The sequence below is a fragment of the Thermaerobacter litoralis genome (assembly GCF_054654595.1).
Map to the genome: position 1 here is coordinate 92,870 of NZ_BAAIES010000004.1, position 17,851 is coordinate 110,720.

Sequence of the window (17,851 nt, forward strand, 5' to 3'; positions counted from 1 at the left end):
CGCGATCTCAACCACGCCAGCCCGCGTAGAACAACAGCAGGATGGCAACGGTCCACAGGTAGTATGCAAACCAGCCCAGCCGCCCGGCCACCAGCCAGCGCAGCAGCCAGCGGATGGCCGCATAACCGGTGACGGCCGCCGCCAGCGCCCCCGCCAGCAAGGGCGCCCAGGCACCGCCCTGCCCCGCCGCCATCAGGTCGGGCAGCTGGAGGACGGCGGCCCCGAGGATCGCCGGCACCGAGAGGAGGAAGGACAGCCGCGCCGCCTCCTCCCGCTCCAGGCCCCTGGCCAGACCCCCGACGAGGGTGCTGCCCGAACGGGAGACGCCGGGCAAGAGCGCCAGGGCCTGGAAGAGCCCGACCACCAGGGCGTCGGCCGGCGTCGCCCGCTCCAGGGGCCGCCCGCCCGGCGGGCGCCGGCCGGCCCACCACAGGAGCACCCCCGTGAAGAGCCAGAAGACGGCCACCAGCACCGGCGAATCGAAGGCGGCCTCGATGAGATCCTCCAGGGCGAGGCCCGCGACGGCCGCCGGGATCGTCCCCAGGATCACCAGCCACCCCAGCCGGGTCCCGGGATCGAACCCGAACCACCCCGCCGGCCCTGAACCCCGCCGGCCCGCGGCCAGCCCGCCCCCCGTGCGGAGGAACCCGGCCGCCGCCTGCCAGAGGTCGGCGCCGTAGACCACCAGGACGGCCACCAGGGTCCCCAGGTGGACCATCACCTCAAAGGCGAGGCCCGGCAGGTGCACGCCCAAGAGGTCTTCGGCCACCGCCAGGTGGCCGCTGCTGGAAACGGGCAAGAATTCGGTCAAACCCTGCACCACGCCGAGCACGACGGCTTTCCACAGCGAGAGCTCCACGCCCACTCCTCCCCACCGTGGCGCTCTCCCCATTTTAAAGGCCGGGGGCCCCGCCGTCAGCGGGGCCCCCACCAGAACAACCGGCGCCCGGGTTGGAAGGTGGGATCGAGGAAGTCGTTGGGGTCGCTGGAGAGCAGGCGGACGATGCGGCCGCCGTAGGGGGAATCGGGTTCCACCAGCACCGTCCGGCCGTTGAATTGCATCTCCACCGGCTCCGGCCGGGGCGCGTCCCACCCCTCCAGCACCTGGTGGAGGGGGACGACGGTGTAGAGCAGCATGGCCATCCTCCTTTCGACTCGGCGGGGCGCCCCGCCGGGCGGCACCCCGCCGGGGCCGCAGCCCGGGACGGCGGGAGGTCCGGAGGGCCGTCCCGGCCGCCGGCCCGCGGCCGGCTCCCGGCCTGGCGCCGGGGCGTGGAATGAGGGGCCGGCGGCGGACTCAGCCTAACGGGTGAGGGCGTTGTTGCCGGGGCCGGGGCCCGCGTCCGACCCGCGGGGCGGCGCGGGCCCTTGCGTTACCTCCCCATCCCGGCATCCCCCCCACCCCGCCACCCTTGCCGGCCAGCCCCGGCCCGGGGGGATCGGCTTACCGGCCCCCGCGCCGGTTGCTCGCCGGCGTCACGGGCGGCCAGGGCGTGCCCGGCCGGCCGGCTGCGCCCCCGGGCGGGTTCCACCCCGGCGGGTTCGTCCCTGGTCCAAGACCCCCACCCCAGCCGGGTGCCGTCCCCCCGCCCCAGCCCGGCGCGGGAGCCGCCGTCGCGGGAAGAGGCGCCGTCCCGGGAAGCGAAGGCGAGGCCGGCCAGGCCGCCGTGCCCGCTGGACCCGCTGGACCCGTCCCGAGGGGTGCCGCGCCCGCCATCCCGTTCCCGGGAACGGCCGCCGGCGCGGGCCCGCCCCCGCCGGCCGCGGCCGCCGGCCGCCCCTCCCGCTGCTGGGCGATCAGCTGGTTCAGCCGCTGCACGGCCTGGGCCAGACCGCCCACCTCGTCGATCAGGCCCTCCCGCACCGCATCCTCCCCGACCAGGACGGTGCCGATGTCCCGGGCCAGCTCGCCGGTGCGGAACATCAGCTCCCGGAAGCGGTCGCGGCTGATACGGGAATTCTCCACCACGAAGCGGATGATCCGCTCCTGCATCTTGTCCAGGTACTCGTAGCTCTGGGGGACGCCGATGACCAGGCCCGTCAGCCGGATGGGATGGATCGTCATGGTGGCGGTGGGCGCGATGAAGCTGACGTCGGCCGCCACGGCGATGGGAACGCCGATGGAGTGGCCGCCGCCCAGGACGATGGACACCTTGGGCTTGGACAGGGAGCGGATCAGCTCCGCCAGGGCGAGGCCCGCCTCCACGTCACCGCCCACGGTGTTGAGGATCACCAGCAGCCCCTTGATGGCAGGGTTCTGCTCCACCGCCACCAGCTGGGGGATGATGTGCTCGTACTTGGTCGTCTTGTTCTGGGCGGGCAGTTGGAGATGGCCCTCCACCTGCCCGACGATGGTCAGCACGTGGATGTCCGGCGGCGACTGGGGCACCCGGTCGGTCCCCATCTCCTTGATGTTGGCCGCCGCCTCGCCCATCGGTGGGTGGTCGGCCCCCGGCCCCCCGTCGCCCCCCGGTCCCCGGCCGGGGGTTGCCGGCACGGGGGTATAGGGCACGGTGGTGGGCGGCCCCGGCTGGGTCGCCCGGAAGCGCTGGTCCGGTGCAGGCAAGGGTATCCCTCCTCGGCCTGTAGTATGGCCGCCGGGATGCCTGCCCAGCCCGGACGAACCGGCCCCCGGAAGCGCCGGCGGCGGGCCCTGGGCCCGCCGCCGGCGCGCTGCGAGATCTCCGCTGCCGCTGAAACCGCCTCAGACCTCCAGCACGATGGGCAGGATCACCGGGCGCCGCCCCGTGCGCTCGTAGAGGAACTTGCCCAGGGCGTCGCGCACCGCCGCCTTGATGTTCGACCACTCGGTGATGTCTTGCTCGTCGATGCCGTTGAGCGCCTTGACCGCCCGCTCCCGCGCCTCGGCCAGCAGGTCCTCCGACTCCCGCATGTAGACGAAGCCGCGGGTGATCAGATCGGGTCCCGAGATCACCTTGCGCTGCTCCCGGTGGAGCACCATGGCCACGATCAGCACGCCGTCCTGGGCCAGCTGCCGGCGATCGCGCAGCACCACGTTGCCCACGTCGCCGACCCCCAGCCCGTCCACCATCACCGCGCCGGCCGCCACCTTGCCGCGGATGCGGGCGCTGGAGGCCGTGATCTCGAAGACCGTGCCGTTCTCGCCGATCAGGATGTGGTTGTCGGGAATCCCCACGGACCGGGCCAGCTCGGCGTTGTGCAGCAGGTGCCGGTACTCGCCGTGGACCGGGATGAAGAACCGCGGCCGCGTCAGGTTAAGCATGAGCCGCAGCTCCTCCCGGGAGCCGTGGCCGGAGACGTGGACCCCCGCGTGGGGGCCGTAGACCACCTGGCAGCCGCGCCGGAACAGGTTGTCGATGGTGCGCTGGACCAGCTTCTCGTTGCCCGGGATGGGGTTGGCCGCGATGACCACCGTGTCGCCCGGGATCAGCTCCAGCTTGCGCAGCTCGCCCGTGGCCGCCCGGGCCAGGGCCGAAAGGGGTTCGCCCTGGCTGCCGGTCATCAGCACCACGACCCGCTCGGGGGCCAGGTCGCCGATCTTGTCCGCCGGGGTCAGGACGCCGCCGGTGTCCCGCAGGTACCCCAGCTTGATCGCCACCTCCACGGCGTTCTCCATGCTGCGCCCGATCACCGCCAGCCGCCGCTTGAACTGGGCCGCCAGGTCGAAGACCTGCTGCAGCCGGTGCAGGTGGCTGGCGAAGCTGGCGATCAGGATCCGGCCCCGCGCCTGCCGGAAGACGTTGGCCAGGGCCTCGCCCACCTGGCGCTCGGAGCCCGTCACGCCGGGCCGCTCGGCGTTGGTGCTGTCCATCATCAGCACGTGGACGCCCTCGGCGCCGTAGGCCGCCAGTCGCTGGTAATCGGCCACCCGCCCGTCGATGGGCGTCTGGTCGAACTTGAAGTCCCCCGTGTGGATGAACAGCCCCACCGGCGTCCGGATGGCGAAGCCCACCGAGTCGGGGATGCTGTGGTTGACCAGGAAGGGCTCGACGGTGAAGGCCCCGGCCTTGACCCGCTCCCCGGGCCGGATGGCCCGGGACCGGGGCGGCAGGGCCCGCTTGTCCTCCTCCAGCTTGCGCTCCACCAGACCCAGGGTGAGGCGCGTGGCGTAGATGGGCGCCTGGATCTCCTTCAGCAGGTAGGGGATCCCGCCGATGTGGTCCTCGTGCCCGTGGGTGAGGAAGATGCCGCGAAGCTTCTGCCGGCGCTCGATGAGATAGCTGTAGTCCGGGATCACGACGTCGACGCCGGGCATGTCGTCGCCGGGAAAGGCCAGACCCGCATCGATGACGATCAGGTCCTGCTCTGTCTCCAGCACCATCATGTTCTTGCCGATCTCGCCCAGCCCGCCCAGCGGCACCATCGTGACCGCGGATCCCTTACCCTGTGCCGCGATCCTCGTCCACCTCCTCGGCATGGGCGGCGAGGGCTGCGGACGAACCGGCCGGCCGCCGGTGCACGGGGCACCGGCGGCCGCGGGCCTCCGCACCCCAAAGGGGGTTCCCTCGCCCGCGCCCGACCCCGCCCCGCCCTGCGCGGCGGCCCGCAGGACGGCGGCGGGGCTCCACCTTGCGATGAGACACAAAGAAATGCCCCGCGCCACGGCGCGGTGGCATCCCGAACCCGAATCCGCTGCCGGTATTATACCCGGCCCCGGCAGCGGGCGCCAGGGCGACCCGCCGGCCCCCGGCGATCCCGGCCGGCGCGGCCGGGATCGCCGGGTCTTGCGCGGGGGCGACCCCGCCCGGGGCCGCTGCGCTCGAAGGCCCAAGGGCGGCGCCCGTCAGGCCGGCACCAGCTCCAGCTCGCGCAGGACCTGGCGCAGGCGCTGGGCCAGTTCGTCCGGCATCTCGACCAGGGGCGGCCGGAAGCCGCCGGCGTCGAAGCCGACCCAGCGCAAGGCGGTCTTGACGGGAATCGGGTTGGCCGTCCAGAACAGGCCCTTGAACAGGGGCAGCAGGCGCAGGTGGATGGCCGCCGCCTCCTCCACCCGGCCGGCGCGGAAGGCGTCCACCAGCTGCCGCAGTTCCCTTGCCACCAGGTGGGAGGCGACGCTGACGACGCCGTCGCCCCCCACCGCCAGGATGGGCAGCAAGAGGCTGTCGTCGCCCGAATAGACGCGGAAGGGGCGCGGCAGCAGCCGGCGCACCTCGCCCACCTGGTCCAGGTTGGCGCTGGCCTCCTTGACGGCCACCACGTTGGGCGCCTGCTCCACCAGCCGCGCCAGGGTGGCCGGCTCCAGGTTGGACGCCGTCCGCCCGGGCACGTTGTAGATCATCACGGGCAGGGACGTGGCCTCCGCCACGGCCCGGAAGTGGGCCAGCATCCCCGCCTGGGGCGGCTTGTTGTAGTACGGGGCGACCACCATCACGCCGTGGGCCCCCTGCTGCTCCGCCGCCCGGGTCAGCCGCACCGACGTCGCCGTGTCGTTGGTCCCCGTCCCCATCCAGACGAAGACCTGGTCCCCGACGGCGTCCAGAACCGCCGCCAGCAAGGCCGCCCGCTCGTCCTCGGTCAGGGTGGGGGACTCGCCCGTGGTGCCCGCCACCACGATGCCGTCGGAACCCGCCTCCACCAGCCGGCGCGCCAGGGCGCCCGCCCGCTGGGCATCGAGACGCCCCTCCGCGTCGAAGGGCGTCACCATGGCGGTGATCACCGAACCGTAATCGGCCACCGGCCCTCCCTCCTCGTCCGCTTCGCGCCACCCGCCAACGCCTTCGCATCCTCCCGGGCTCCACCCAGCAGAAGCCCCCATGGTCCTGGACGAACCGGCCCGGGCCGGCAGGGCTCACGGCCGGGCTTACGGCCGGCCCTCCGCCGCCGCGGGCCCGCCTTCCCGCCCCCCTTTCACCGATGGGCTGCCCGCCGGCGCCACCGGCGCCGCGGCCCCTCCCCGGTCCCGGGGCGCCCGCTCGGGCCCGTCCAGCAGGGGCTCCACGGCGCCCAGGCCGAAGTGCTCGTGAAGGGCCCGCACGGCGCGGCCCAGGTCGTCCCCGTCGACCAGGCAGGAGATGGTCATGTGGGAGTCGACGGTCAGGAGGATCGACACCCCGGCGGCCTTCAGGGCCTCCACCACCCGGGCCATGACCCCGGGCACGCCGTGCATGCCGGCCCCCACCACCGTCACCTTGGCACAGCCCGGCCGCAGCTCCGGCTCCAACCCCAGCTCCTCCAGGGCGCGGCGGGCCTCCTCGGCCCGGTCGTCCCGCACCACGAAGGACTTGCGGCGGGGCGAGACGTTGATCATGTCGACGCTGATCCCCCGGTCGGCCAGGCTGCGGAACAGGCGCACGTTCAGGCCCAGGTCGTCGTCAGCCGCGGTATGCAGGGTGATCTGGGTCAGGCCGGGGATGTGGGTGATGCCCGTCACCGCCCGCGCCTGGCGCAGGTCCGGCCAGACCTGGTCGACCTCCCAGTGGCGGGTGATCAGCGTGCCCGGGTCGTCGCTGAAGGTGCTGCGGATGCGCAGGGGCACGTTGCCCCGCATCGCCAGTTCCACCGCCCGGGGGTGGACCACCCGGGCGCCCTCATGGGCCATCTGGACGATCTCGTCGTAGGTGGCGGTGCTCAGGGTCCGGGCCTCGGGCACCAGCCGCGGGTCGGCGGTCTTGACGCCGTCCACGTCGGTGTAGATCTCCACCACCTCGGCCCGCAGGGCGACGCCCAGGGCGGCGGCGGTGGTGTCGCTGCCGCCCCGGCCCAGGGTGGTGAACTCCCGGCCGTCCTCGGTCATGCCCTGGAAGCCGGCCACCACGGGCACCAGCCCCCGTTCCAACAGGCGGCGCAAGGGGGCCGGGTCGACCCGCAGGATGCGGGCATCGCCGAACTGGTCGTCGGTGAGGATCCCGGCCTGGCCGCCGGTCAGGGCGACGGCCTGGATTCCCCGGGCCCGCAGCTCCTGGACGAACACCACCGACGAGATGATCTCGCCGCAGGCCATCAAAAGATCCTGTTCCCGCGGGGCCAGGCGCGGGTGAACGCCCCGCGCCAGCGCCAGCAGGGTGTCGGTGGCATAGGGATCGCCCTGCCGGCCCATGGCGGAGACCACCACCACCGGGCGCAGGCCGTCCTGGACGGCGGCCACCACGTGGCGCGCAGCGGCCGCCCGCTCCGCCTCGCCCCGCAGGGAGGTGCCGCCGAACTTCTGCACGATGATCCGCACGGTCGCCTCGTTCCTTTACGGGTTTCCTCTCCGCATGTCGCGGGTCCGTCCTTCGCCCCTGGGTGGACGCGGCGGCCGCGGGCCGCCTCCTGCCCGCCCGCCGGGCGCCTACCGCCCCGCCGGGGTCTCCGCCCCCACCAGGGCCTCGGCGATCTGGACGGCGTTGGTGGCCGCCCCCTTGCGCAGGTTGTCGGCCACGATCCACAGCCAGAAGGCGCGGGGGGCCGTGGGATCGCGGCGCACCCGGCCGACGTACACCTCGTCGTGGCCGGCCACCTCCAGGGGCGTCGGGTAGGCCGCGGAGGCCGGGTCGTCGACCAGCACGACCCCCGGCGCCGACGACAGGACCTGGCGCAGGTCAGCGACCGAGGCGTCCTCCCGCGTCTGGAGCCACACCGCCTCGCTGTGGCCGACCCGCACCGGCACCCGCACAGCCGTGGCCGTCACCGCCAGATCGGGCCGCTCCAGGATCTTGCGGCTCTCCCGCACCAGTTTCCACTCTTCCAGGGTGTAGCCCTCGTCCTCGAAGCGGTCGCAATGGGGCAACACGTTGAAGGCGATGGGCCGGGGGTAGACCTGGGGCTCGAACCCGCTCCCCTGCCCGTCCGCCCGCACCTCCGCCTCCAGCTCCTCCAGGGCGGCGGCGCCGGTGCCCGAGACGGCCTGGTAGGTCGACACCACCACCCGCTCCAGGCCGAAGCGGTCGAGGATCGGCTTCAGCGCGACCACCAGCTGGATGGTGGAGCAGTTGGGGCTGGCGATCAGGTTCCGGTGCCGCGCCAGGGCGTGGCCGTTGACCTCCGGCACGACCAGGGGGACCTCCGGGTCCATGCGGAAGGTGTTGGACTTGTCGATGACCACGGTGCCGGCGCGGGCCGCCACCGGCGCCAGCTCCCGGCTCACGTCCCCGCTGGCGGCGAAGAAGGCGAAGTCGCACCCCCGCAGGGCCTCGGCCGTCGCCTCCCGGACCTCCCAGTCGGCGCCCCCGAAGGCCACCGCCCGCCCCGCCGAGCGGGAGGTGGCCAGCGGCCGCAACTCGTCGACGGGGAAGCGCCGCTCCTCCAGGATCCGCAGCACCTGCTGGCCGACGAGCCCCGTCGCCCCCACCACGGCTACCCGGTATCCCATGCCCTGCTCCAACCTCCCCACAATCGCCGGCAGCCGCCGGCCGGCCGCCGCCGGCCGGCAGCGGCCGGTTCGTCCCGGGCGGCCTTCCGGTCTCCTGTCTCGACGCCGCCGGCCTCCCGGCCACCGGTTTCGATCGATGGAAGAACCCGCCCGCCGCGGCGCCCTAGCGGGGCACCACCAGCAAGGGCTGCAGCTGGCGCCCCTCCAGGGCCGCCGCCACCGTCTCGGGCAGCAAATCGAAGCGCGACGTCAGAGAGTTCGGCTTCTCGTCAGGATTATCCTGGCCAAAGGGGACGAAGTAGACGTTCTTCGTGTTCAGCAGCGTCGCCAGGTTGCGGGCGTTGAGCCCCAGCGCGTCGTTGGTCGAGATGGCCAGCACCACGGGCCGCTGGTTGCGCAGCTGGGCCTTGGCCGCCATCAGCACCGCCGAGTCGCTGAATCCGTTGGCCAGCTTGGCCAGGGTCGTGCCGGTGCAGGGGGCGATGACCAGCACGTCCAGCAGGCGCCGCGGGCCGATGGGCTCGACCTCCGGGATCGTGCGCCAGGGCGTGCGGCCGGTGATGGCCTCCAGCCGCGAGAGCCACTGATCCGGCGTCCCGTGGCGGGTGGCCACGGTCGCCACCGAGTGGGACACGATGGGGTAGACGTCGGCCCCCTCGGCGACGAACCGTTCCACCCAACCCAGGACCGTATCCAGGTTGTGATGGGACGCGCAGAGCGCGAACCCCACGCGCCGTCCCTTGAGCACTGCCCAACCCCTCCCCGCCGCAGGCGGATCTCGCGCCCCGGCCCGGAACCGGGCCGTTCATGGGCACCCTATGGCGCCCACGGCGGTGGGGTCACCCCGTCGCCCGGGATTTGGGCTCGTCCCTGTCAGGTTTCTTGACCGGTCAAGGGGCCGCGGTCCCCTGGGCCACGGCCACGACCCGGCCGGCCAGGATCTCGCCCGCCGTCACCGGGAAGAACCGGGCCGGCAGGCCCAGCTCCAGGTGGGCCCGGACGCCCCGCCGCCGGGCCGCCGCCCAGTCCACGCCGCCGGGGTGGGAGGCGATGTCGATGACCAGGGCCCCCGGGGGCAGGGCGGCCAGCTCGGGGTCGCCCAGGACCAGGGCCGGCACGGTGTTGAAGACCAGATCGGCCCGAGCCACGGCCTCCCTCAACCCTTCCAGGGGCACGGCCGCCGCGCCGGCCGCCTCGGCTGCGGCCCGGGCCTCGGGCCGCCGGGCCACCACCGTCACGGAACAGCCGAATCCCCGCAGCAGCCGGGCCAGGGCCCGGCCGCAGCGGCCGTAGCCCACCACCACCACCGGCCGCCCGCCGACCACCCGCCGGTCCAGCTGCTGGGCCTGCAGCACCGCCCCCTCGGCGGTGGGCCAGGCGTTGGCCTCGGCAAAAGCCTCGTCCGTCAGGATGTCGTACACCCGGCCGCCGGCGGCCGCCACCGCCGCCTCGACGGCCGGCCCGGGCCGCCCGCCGATGTACAGCACCCCGGCGGCCAGGGGCCAGCGGGCCGGTTCGACCCACGTGGCGCCGGCGGTGGTCATCAGGCCCGCCGTGGGCCCGCCCGTCACAGGCCCCACCACCACCGCGGCCCCGTCCAGCGCACCGGCGGTCCCATCGCCCGGCAGGCCCTCCACAGGCTGGCCCCACCAGCGGACGGTCCACCCCCGGGCGGCCAGGGCCCGGGCGCAGGCGACCTGGCGCTCGTCGGTGGTGATCACCGCCACCACGGGCGCCGCCGATCCTCCCGCCATGGGCTCACCCCCGCCGCCGCCGGGCTGCCAGGCGCCCCGGCTCGCCGCCGCGCCGGGCCGACAGGGCGACCAGTTCCTCCAGGTCGTAGGCAACCCGGCCCGCCAGCTCCCGCACGTGGCGCACGGCCACCAGGACCCCCGGGACGAAGGAATCCCGGCTCAGGCTGTCGTGGGCGATGGTCAGGACCTCGCCGCGGCCGCCGAAGAGCACGCGGTGATGGGCGACCAGTCCGGGCAGGCGCACGCTGTGGACGGGGGCGGTCCGGCCCGTCACGGCCTTCAGCCGCTGGCGCAGCCGCAGGGCCGTGCCCGACGGGCGATCCCGCTTGCGGTCGTGGTGGAGTTCGACGATCTCCAGATCCGGCATCAGCTCCGCGGCCACCGCCGCCAGCTGGGCCAGCAGCATCGCCCCGATGGAGAAGTTGGCGATCACCGCCGCCCCCAGCTGGCGGGACCGGCACGCCTCCTCCAGGGCCTTGAGCGCTTCGGCGGAGAGGCCCGTGGTCCCCACCACCGGCGCCACCCCGTGCTCCACCGCCACCCGCAGGTGGCGCTCGGCCACGGGGGCCACCGTGAAGTCGACCAGCACGTCGGCCGCCGTCCGGGCCAGCACCGTGGCCAGGTCGGTGTCCAGGGGCACGCCGGCCGGGCCCGCCCCCACCTCGACCCCCACGTCCGGGGCGGCATGGGACGCCACCGCGCCGACCAGCTGGATGTCCGGCTCGGCCAGCAGGCCCCGGGTGATGGCGCGGCCCGTCTGGCCGGTGGCGCCGCACACGATCACGCGCACCAACGCCGATCCCTCCGCGGCCCCGGCGCGCGCCCGGCCGCCCGCGGGCCGGCCAGGCGGCGCGCGGGGGACCGGGACCGCCGCGCCGGCGGCTCCCTCCCCAATCCTCTCCATTATACGCAACGGGGCGCCCCGGGGCGGGAACCCCGGGGCGCCACGGTACGCCTGGGACGGCGGGGAAGCGCCGCACGTCGGCGGGCGTCAGCGGGCGGCTGGATGGGTCTTGACGTCGGCGGCGCCGTGCTGGCGGAGGACCTGGGCGACGTCGTTGACCTTCGCGTCGTCGCAGCGGACGGCGCAAAGGGTCTTGCCCTGCCGAACCTTGTTTTCGAACTCGCGGGCCTCCGCCTCGGGGATGCCCCAGTCCACCAGGCCACCCGCCAGCCCGCCGGCCGCGGCGCCCGAGAGGGTGGCCGCCAGGGGGCCCGCCGCCACCAGGGGGCCGATGCCGGGGATGGCCAGCGCGCCGGCCGAGGCCAGCAAGCCCGCGCCGGCGCCGATCCCGGCGCCCCAGGCGGTGCCCTCGCTCAAGGACTGGTTGGTGAAGGACGGGTCCGCATCCCGCCCCTCCCGGGCACCGCCCTCCCGCCGGGAGACCAGGGAGATCTCCTGTTCCTTGACGCCGCGCGCCTTGAGGGCTTCGACGGCGGCTTCCGCCTGCTGCCGGCTGTCGAAGGAACCGATGACCGTCTTGGCCAACCGTGCTACCCCCTTCCGGTGCCCGGTTCCGGGCACCCGGTGGTAGCCTGCACCCGCCCCTGCGGGCTAATGCGCCGGCCGGCCCGCCCCCGCGCTCCCTTCCGGCGGCAGCTCGACCAGGACCAGGTCGTCGCCGATGCGGCGGATGGCCGACCAGGGCACCACCAGCACGCGGCGCCCGCCGCGCCAGAAGGGGCGCGGCGGCCCGGCCAGCCGCAGCTCCACGATCTGGCCCGTGGCCGGGTCGAAGACCAGGTCGGCGTCGGCGACCCGGCCCAGACGCCGGGCATGGGTGATGTCGATGATCTCCTTGCCGGCCAGGTGGGTCCACCGCACCCTCTCTCGCTCCCCGGTGGCGGCCGTGGCCGGAGCCCCCGCGCGCCGCGGTCCCGGCGGCCCCTTGGGCACCGGGTGCCCGCCCGGGCCGGCGGCCGCCGGCGTTCACCGTCCCGTGCTGCCGAAGCCGCCCTCGCCCCGCGCGGTGGGCGGCAGCTGGTCGACCTCGACGAACCGGGCGCGCACCACGGGCGCGACCACCAGCTGGGCGATGCGGTCGCCCGGCGCGACGGTCACCGGCTCGGGTCCCAGGTTCACCAGCAACACCTGGATCTCGCCCCGGTAGTCGGCGTCCACGGTGCCCGGCGCGTTGAGCACGGTCAGCCCGTGCCGCGCCGCCAGGCCGCTGCGCGGCCGCACCTGGGCCTCATAGCCCGGCGGCAGGGCCACGGCCAGCCCCGTCGGGATCCGCGCGATGCCGCCCGGCGGAATGGCGACCGGCTGGTCCAGGGCCGCCGCCAGATCGCAGCCTGCCGCCAGCTCGGTAGCGTAGACGGGCACCCGGGCCCGGGGGTGCAGGCGGCGGACGGCCACCGGCACCTCCCCCGGCCCGGCGCCGCCGGAAACCCCCGCCCCGCTTGCGCCGGCGCCGCTCATGGGATGCACTCCCTCAGGGCCATGGACTCGGCCGGCCCCACCCCGGCCAGCACCCAGCGGTCGCGATCCAGCAGGCGCGCCGCCGCCTGGGCGACGTCGTCGGCCGTGACCGCCTCCACCCGGCGCACCACCTCGTCCACGGTGACGACCCGGTCCAGCATCAACAGCGACCGGCCCAGCCGGTTCATCCGGTTGCCCGTGCTCTCCAGGCCCATCAGCAGGTTCGCCTTGATCTGGTCCCGGGTACGGGCCAGCTCGTCGGGGCTGACGCCCTCCTGGAGGATCCGGCGGCACTCCCGGCCGATCAGCTCCAGCACCTGGGGCGCCGTCTCGGGGCTGGTCGCCGCGTAGATGCCAAAGAGGCCGGTGTCCGAGTAGCCCCCGTGGAAGGTGTAGACCGAGTAGGCCAGGCCGTGGTCCTCCCGGATCACCTGGAAGAGGCGCGAGCTGGAGGCGCCACCCAGGATGTTGGACAGCACCGTCTCGGCGTAGAGCTCGTCGCTGCCGTAGGCCGCCGCGGGCGCCACCAGGCACAGGTGGACCTGCTCGATGGCCTTCTGCCGCCACGCCTCGACGCCCTGGGGCACGGGCGGTTCCTGCCGCCCGGGGGCGCCGGCCGGCGTCCAGCCGCCGAAGTCGCGCTGGACCGCCTCCACCACCCGGGCATGCTCGACGTGGCCCGCTACGGCGATCACCGCCCGCCCCGGCTCGTAGTGGTGGCGCCAGAAGTCGACCAGGGTCGCCCGCTCGACGGCGGAGACCGTCGCCTCGAAGCCGATGACCGGCCGGCCCAGCGGGTGGCCGGGCCACAGGGTCTGCACGGCCAGGTCGTGGACCACGTCCTCCGGGTCGTCCTCGTACATCTTGATCTCTTCCAGGATGACCCGCTTCTCCTTCTCCAGCTCCTCGGCGTCGAAGCGGGAGCGGAGCAGCATGTCGGCCAGGATCTCCATGCCCAGCTCGAAGTGCTCGTCGAGGACGCGGATGTAGAACGACGTGTCCTCCTTCGACGTATATGCGTTCATCTGCCCGCCCACCCGGTCGACCACCTCGGCCAGTTCCCGGGCGGTGCGGCGCTCGGTGCCCTTGAAGGCCATGTGCTCCAGCAGGTGGGCGATCCCCGCCTGGGCCTCCGGCTCATCCCGGGAGCCGGTGCGGAACCAGACGCCCACCGTCACCGAACGGACTCCCGGCACCGTCTCGCTGACCACCCGCAGGCCGTTGGGCAGGGTGGTGATGCGATAGGGGGTGCCGGCCCAGCTGCTGCTGCGACCTGCCGCACCGTGCCGTCCGTTCATCCCAGGCCTCCTTCCCCTCACCCGGCCAAGACCCGGCGCGCGCCGCCGGGCGCCTCCCCTGGGCTTGTTGGCCGGCGCCGGCCCCAGCCGGCCGGCGCCGGCCGGCCGGTTCCACCGTCACCGTCCTGCGCCCCGTCCCCACGGCCCAACGAAGCCCCAACCCCAAAGAAAAAGCTTCCCGCTGGGGGAAGCTTCACCTCTTGGGCCAGGCGGCGCCGGCTCGGACGAACCGGCGGCACCCTCACCGCCGCCGCCGGCCGCGGGGGCCGCCCATCCCGCCGGGACCGCCGCCGGGCCGCCCGTTGCGCCCGGCCGGCCCGCGCCGCTCGCCGGTTCCACCCACGGGCACCGGCTCGTCGAAGTCGTGGGCCCGCGGCCCGCTGAGCTGCTCCATGTGCTTCTTCTCGGGCTGCTCCTCGATGGCGTCCTTGCGCGACAGGTTGACCCGGCCCAGGTCGTCGATCTCCACCACCTTGACCAGCACCGTGTCGCCGGGACGCACCATGTCCTCCACCTTGGGCACCCGCTGGGGCGCCAGGCGGGAGACGTGGACCAGCCCCTCCTTGCCCGGCAGGATCTCGACGAAGGCGCCGAAGGTCATGAGCCGCGTCACCTTGCCCAGGTAGACGCTGCCCACCTCCACGTCGGCGACGATCTGCTCGATCCACTCCTTCGCCTTCTCGCCGCCCTGCTGGGTCTGGGCCGCGATGTAGACCTTGCCGTCGTCCTCGATGTCGATCTTGACCCCGCACTCGTCGGCGATGCGGTTCACCATGCGGCCGCCGGGGCCGATGACCTCCCGGATCTTCTCCACCGGGATCTGCATGATGATGATCCGCGGCGCGTAGGGCGACAGTTCCGGACGCGGCTTGTCGATCACGGCCAGCATCTTGTCCAGGATGAACAGGCGCCCCACCCGGGCCTGCTCCAGGGCGGTCTCCAGCACCGCCCGGTCGACGCCGGCGATCTTGATGTCCATCTGGATCGCCGTCACACCCTCCCGGGTGCCGGCCACCTTGAAGTCCATGTCGCCCAGGTGGTCCTCGATGCCCTGAATGTCCGTCAGGACGGCGAAGCGGTCGCCCTCCTTGATCAGGCCCATGGCCACCCCGGCCACGGGGGCCCGGATCGGCACGCCCGCGTCCATCAGGGCCAGGGTGCTGCCGCAGGTGCTGGCCATGGACGTGGACCCGTTGGAGCTCAGCACCTCTGAGACCAGCCGGATCGTGTAGGGAAACTCCAGCTCGTCGGGAAGAACCGGCACCAGGGCCCGCTCCGCCAGGGCGCCGTGGCCGATCTCCCGCCGGCTGGGCGCCCGGAGCGGCGCCACCTCGCCGGTGCTGTAGGGCGGGAAGTTGTAGTGGTGCATGTAGCGCTTGAACTCCTCGATCTGCCCGAGGGTGTCCAGCATCTGCCGGTCCCCCGGGGCGCCGAGGGACGCCACCGTGAGCACCTGGGTCTGGCCGCGCTGGAAGAGCCCGGACCCGTGGGCCCGGGGCAGCAGGCCCACCTCCACGTGGATGGGACGGATCTCGTCGGGCCGGCGGCCGTCGGGGCGCACGCCCTCCTCCAGGATCTGCCGGCGGACGATCTCCTTGAGCACGTCATCCAGGACGTGCTTGATGTCCATCTCCGCCTCGGGGAACTCCTGGAGCAGCTCGGCCAGGGCCGTCTTCTTCACCTCGTCGACGGCGGCCTCCCGCGCCTGCTTGTCCGGGTGGTTGATGGCCGCCCGCAGCCGCTCGGTGTACCGGGTGCGCACCGCCACGGCCACGGCCGGATCGGGCTCGTAGAGGACCGGCTCGGCCTTGGGCTTGCCGCACCGGGCGATGATCTCCTCCTGGAAGGCCACCAGCCGCCGGATCTCCTCATGGCCGCGGAAGATGGCGTCCAGGATCGTCGCCTCGGGCACCTCGTGGGCGCCGGCCTCCACCATGTTGATGGCGTCCTTGGTCCCGGCCACCGTCAGGTCGAGCCGGCTGTGCTCCCGCTGGGCCGCGGTGGGGTTGATCACCAGCTCGCCGTCCAGCAGGCCGACCTCCACCGCCCCGACGGGCCCGTTCCACGGGATGTCGGAGATCCCCAGGGCCACCGAGGCGCCGATGATGCCGGCGATCTCCGGCGAGCAGTCGTCGTCGTAGGACAGGGTGGTGACGATGATCTGGACGTCGTTGCGGTAGCCCTTGGGGAACAGGGGCCGCAGCGGCCGGTCCGTCAGCCGGCCCGAGAGGATGGCCCGCTCGCTGGGCTTGCCCTCCCGGCGGAAGAAGGAGCCCGGGATGCGGCCCGCGGCGTACAGGCGCTCCTCCCAGTCGACCCGCAGGGGGAAGAAGTCGATGCCCTGCCGCGGCTCTTTGGAGGCCGTGGCGGTCGCCAGGATCACCGTGTCGCCGTAGCGCACCAGGGCGCTGCCGTTGGCCTGCTGGGCCAGCTGGCCGATCTCCACCACCAGCGGCCGCCCGGCCAGCTCCGTTCGGAAAACCTGCTTGATGTCGCCTGTCGGGGTCTCCATGTCCAAGTCGTCGGGCCCTCCCCTCCAAGGAAAGGACAAGAGCGGGCGGGTGCCCGCTCTTGCCGGCAAACTCAGCGCCTCAGGCCCAGGCGTGTGATGACGGCCTGATACCGTTCGGCGTCCCGGCTCTTCAGGTACTGCAGCAGCCGGCGGCGCTTGCCCACCATCTTCAGCAGGCCGCGGCGCGAGTGGTGGTCCTTCTTGTGGCGGCGCAGGTGCTCGGTGAGCTCGTTGATCCGCTCGGTCAGGATGGCCACCTGGACCTCGGGCGAGCCCGTGTCCTGCTCGTGCTGGGCGAACTCCTTGATCAGCTGCTGCTTGCGCTCCTGGCTCAGCGCCATGCTGGCTCCTCCCTTTCCAGGGCCCGGGCATCCCCGCCCGGCCAGGCCGCCGCCGGAGGAACGGCCGGCTTCGCCGGGGGATCGCCGCCGCGGGCCCGTCCCGGGCCTCGTCGGACCCGGCGATGTCAAAGGTCGAAAAGATTGTAACAACGGCGCCGGGCGTTGGCAAACGGCGTGGCCTTGCGCGGGCCGGCGGCATGAACGGGTGGCCGCGACCCCTCCGGCCGCCCGGTTCAGGACGAACCGGCGTCCAGGAGGAGATCGCCCAGGAGGGGATCGCCCTGGGGGGGCTCCCCCAGGGCCTCCCGCGCCGCCGCCACGTCGCGGCCGATCTGGGCCACCAGCTCCGCGGGCCCGTTGAAGCGGCGCTCTTCCCGGAGGCGCCGGGCGAAGCCGACCCGCAGGGTCTGGCCGTACAGGTCCCCGCCCCCGTCCAGCAGGTGGACCTCCAGCCGCAGCGCTCCCCCGCCGAAGGTGGGCCGCCGGCCCAGGTTGGCCACCCCCGGGAAAAGGCCCTGCGGGGTGCGGACCCAGACGGCGTAGACCCCCGGCGCCGGCAGGGCCAGCCCCGGGGGCAGGTCCAGGTTGGCGGTGGGGAAGCCCAGCCCCGCGCCGCGGCCCTCGCCGCGCACCACCCGGCCGGCCACCGAATAGAGCCGGCCCAGGGCCGTCGCCGCCACCTCCACCTGCCCCATCTCCAGCAGGCCGCGGACCCAGCTGCTGGACACCAGCTGGTCGCCGACCCGCACGGGCGGCACCGTGTGGGTCCAGAACCCCCACTGGCGGCCCCAGCGCTCCAGGTCCTCCGGCGTCCCCGCCCCACCCCGGCCGAAGCGGAAGTTGTAACCGACGAACACGGCCCGGGCCCCCAGGCGGCCCGCCAGCACCTGCCGGGCGAATTCCTCGGCGGGCGTCTGGGCCAGAGCCCGGTCGAACCGGGCCACCAGCACCCGGTCCAGGCCCAGGGCGGCGAACAGGGCCAGCCGGTCCTCCAGGGTGCCCAGCAGGGGCGGCATCTTCTCCGGCGCCAGCACCGCCAAAGGATGGGGATCGAAGGTGAGGGCCACCGCCTGGGCCTGCTGGGCCCGGGCGGCCGCCACCGCCCCGCGTAACAGGGCCTGATGGCCCCGGTGGACCCCGTCGAAGGTGCCGATGGCGACGCAGGTCGGTTGCGTCCCGCGCCAGTTGGTGATTCCGTGGATGACCTCCATGCCCACTCTCCTAGCCCGTCCTGGCCCCGTCCCGGCCGGGG

At 74.0% G+C, this 17,851-nt stretch carries 17 protein-coding genes; all 17 read right to left on the reverse strand.

Features of this window, described 5'->3' with window-relative positions; genetic code table 11:
- Positions 1-7: 7 nt before the first annotated feature.
- The 17 genes from ACYQ02_RS02180 to ACYQ02_RS02260 all read right to left on the reverse strand — a co-directional run bounded on the left by ACYQ02_RS02180 (position 8) and on the right by ACYQ02_RS02260 (position 17,810).
- Positions 8-859 carry an undecaprenyl-diphosphate phosphatase gene (locus ACYQ02_RS02180; protein WP_460038803.1) on the reverse strand — a complete coding sequence of 284 codons (852 nt, stop codon included), beginning with the start codon at positions 857-859 and terminating at the stop codon, positions 8-10.
- Between the two features lie 56 nt (positions 860-915).
- Positions 916-1,137 (reverse strand): YlzJ-like family protein, encoded by a 222-nt coding sequence (locus ACYQ02_RS02185; RefSeq protein ID WP_460038804.1) that lies wholly within the window; start codon positions 1,135-1,137, stop codon positions 916-918.
- 307 nt (positions 1,138-1,444) lie between these two features.
- Entirely contained in the window at positions 1,445-2,566 is a 1,122-nt protein-coding gene (locus ACYQ02_RS02190; RefSeq protein ID WP_460038805.1) for a ClpP family protease, read from the reverse strand.
- Positions 2,567-2,704: 138 nt separating this feature from the next.
- Entirely contained in the window at positions 2,705-4,345 is a 1,641-nt protein-coding gene (locus ACYQ02_RS02195; RefSeq protein WP_460038806.1) for a ribonuclease J, read from the reverse strand.
- Positions 4,346-4,765: 420 nt separating this feature from the next.
- Positions 4,766-5,656, reverse strand: coding sequence for a 4-hydroxy-tetrahydrodipicolinate synthase (dapA, locus tag ACYQ02_RS02200; RefSeq protein WP_460038807.1), 891 nt, complete (start codon positions 5,654-5,656; stop codon positions 4,766-4,768).
- A 126-nt stretch (positions 5,657-5,782) separates the two neighbouring features.
- The gene (gene dapG / locus ACYQ02_RS02205) at positions 5,783-7,144 is read right to left on the reverse strand and encodes an aspartate kinase (protein ID WP_460038808.1); all 1,362 of its coding nucleotides are present in this window, start codon (positions 7,142-7,144) and stop codon (positions 5,783-5,785) included.
- Positions 7,145-7,252: 108 nt separating this feature from the next.
- Positions 7,253-8,272 carry an aspartate-semialdehyde dehydrogenase gene (locus ACYQ02_RS02210; RefSeq protein ID WP_460038809.1) on the reverse strand — a complete coding sequence of 340 codons (1,020 nt, stop codon included), beginning with the start codon at positions 8,270-8,272 and terminating at the stop codon, positions 7,253-7,255.
- Between the two features lie 163 nt (positions 8,273-8,435).
- Positions 8,436-9,020, reverse strand: a complete 585-nt coding sequence (locus ACYQ02_RS02215) for a dipicolinate synthase subunit B (RefSeq protein ID WP_460038810.1) — start codon at positions 9,018-9,020, stop codon at positions 8,436-8,438.
- A gap of 142 nt (positions 9,021-9,162) precedes the next feature.
- Positions 9,163-10,026: an NAD(P)-dependent oxidoreductase gene (locus ACYQ02_RS02220; protein WP_460038811.1), complete on the reverse strand. Its 864-nt coding sequence runs from the start codon at positions 10,024-10,026 to the stop codon at positions 9,163-9,165.
- A gap of 4 nt (positions 10,027-10,030) precedes the next feature.
- Complete coding sequence (dapB, locus tag ACYQ02_RS02225) at positions 10,031-10,816, reverse strand: 4-hydroxy-tetrahydrodipicolinate reductase (RefSeq protein ID WP_460039028.1); 786 nt, start codon at positions 10,814-10,816, stop codon at positions 10,031-10,033.
- A 201-nt stretch (positions 10,817-11,017) separates the two neighbouring features.
- Positions 11,018-11,515 (reverse strand): DUF1269 domain-containing protein, encoded by a 498-nt coding sequence (locus ACYQ02_RS02230; protein WP_460038812.1) that lies wholly within the window; start codon positions 11,513-11,515, stop codon positions 11,018-11,020.
- A 66-nt stretch (positions 11,516-11,581) separates the two neighbouring features.
- Complete coding sequence (locus ACYQ02_RS02235; RefSeq protein ID WP_460038813.1) at positions 11,582-11,851, reverse strand: YlmC/YmxH family sporulation protein; 270 nt, start codon at positions 11,849-11,851, stop codon at positions 11,582-11,584.
- A gap of 105 nt (positions 11,852-11,956) precedes the next feature.
- Positions 11,957-12,448, reverse strand: a complete 492-nt coding sequence (dut, locus tag ACYQ02_RS02240) for a dUTP diphosphatase (protein WP_460038814.1) — start codon at positions 12,446-12,448, stop codon at positions 11,957-11,959.
- A complete protein-coding gene (locus ACYQ02_RS02245; protein WP_460038815.1) occupies positions 12,445-13,746 on the reverse strand; it encodes a M16 family metallopeptidase in 1,302 nt (433 codons plus the stop codon). The genes dut and ACYQ02_RS02245 overlap by 4 nt, the downstream gene beginning before the upstream one ends.
- A 241-nt stretch (positions 13,747-13,987) precedes the next feature.
- Positions 13,988-16,258, reverse strand: coding sequence for a polyribonucleotide nucleotidyltransferase (locus tag ACYQ02_RS02250; RefSeq protein ID WP_460039029.1), 2,271 nt, complete (start codon positions 16,256-16,258; stop codon positions 13,988-13,990).
- 71 nt (positions 16,259-16,329) lie between these two features.
- Entirely contained in the window at positions 16,330-16,599 is a 270-nt protein-coding gene (gene rpsO / locus ACYQ02_RS02255) for a 30S ribosomal protein S15 (protein WP_006904927.1), read from the reverse strand.
- Between the two features lie 233 nt (positions 16,600-16,832).
- Entirely contained in the window at positions 16,833-17,810 is a 978-nt protein-coding gene (locus ACYQ02_RS02260; protein WP_460038816.1) for a bifunctional riboflavin kinase/FAD synthetase, read from the reverse strand.
- Positions 17,811-17,851 lie beyond the last annotated feature (41 nt).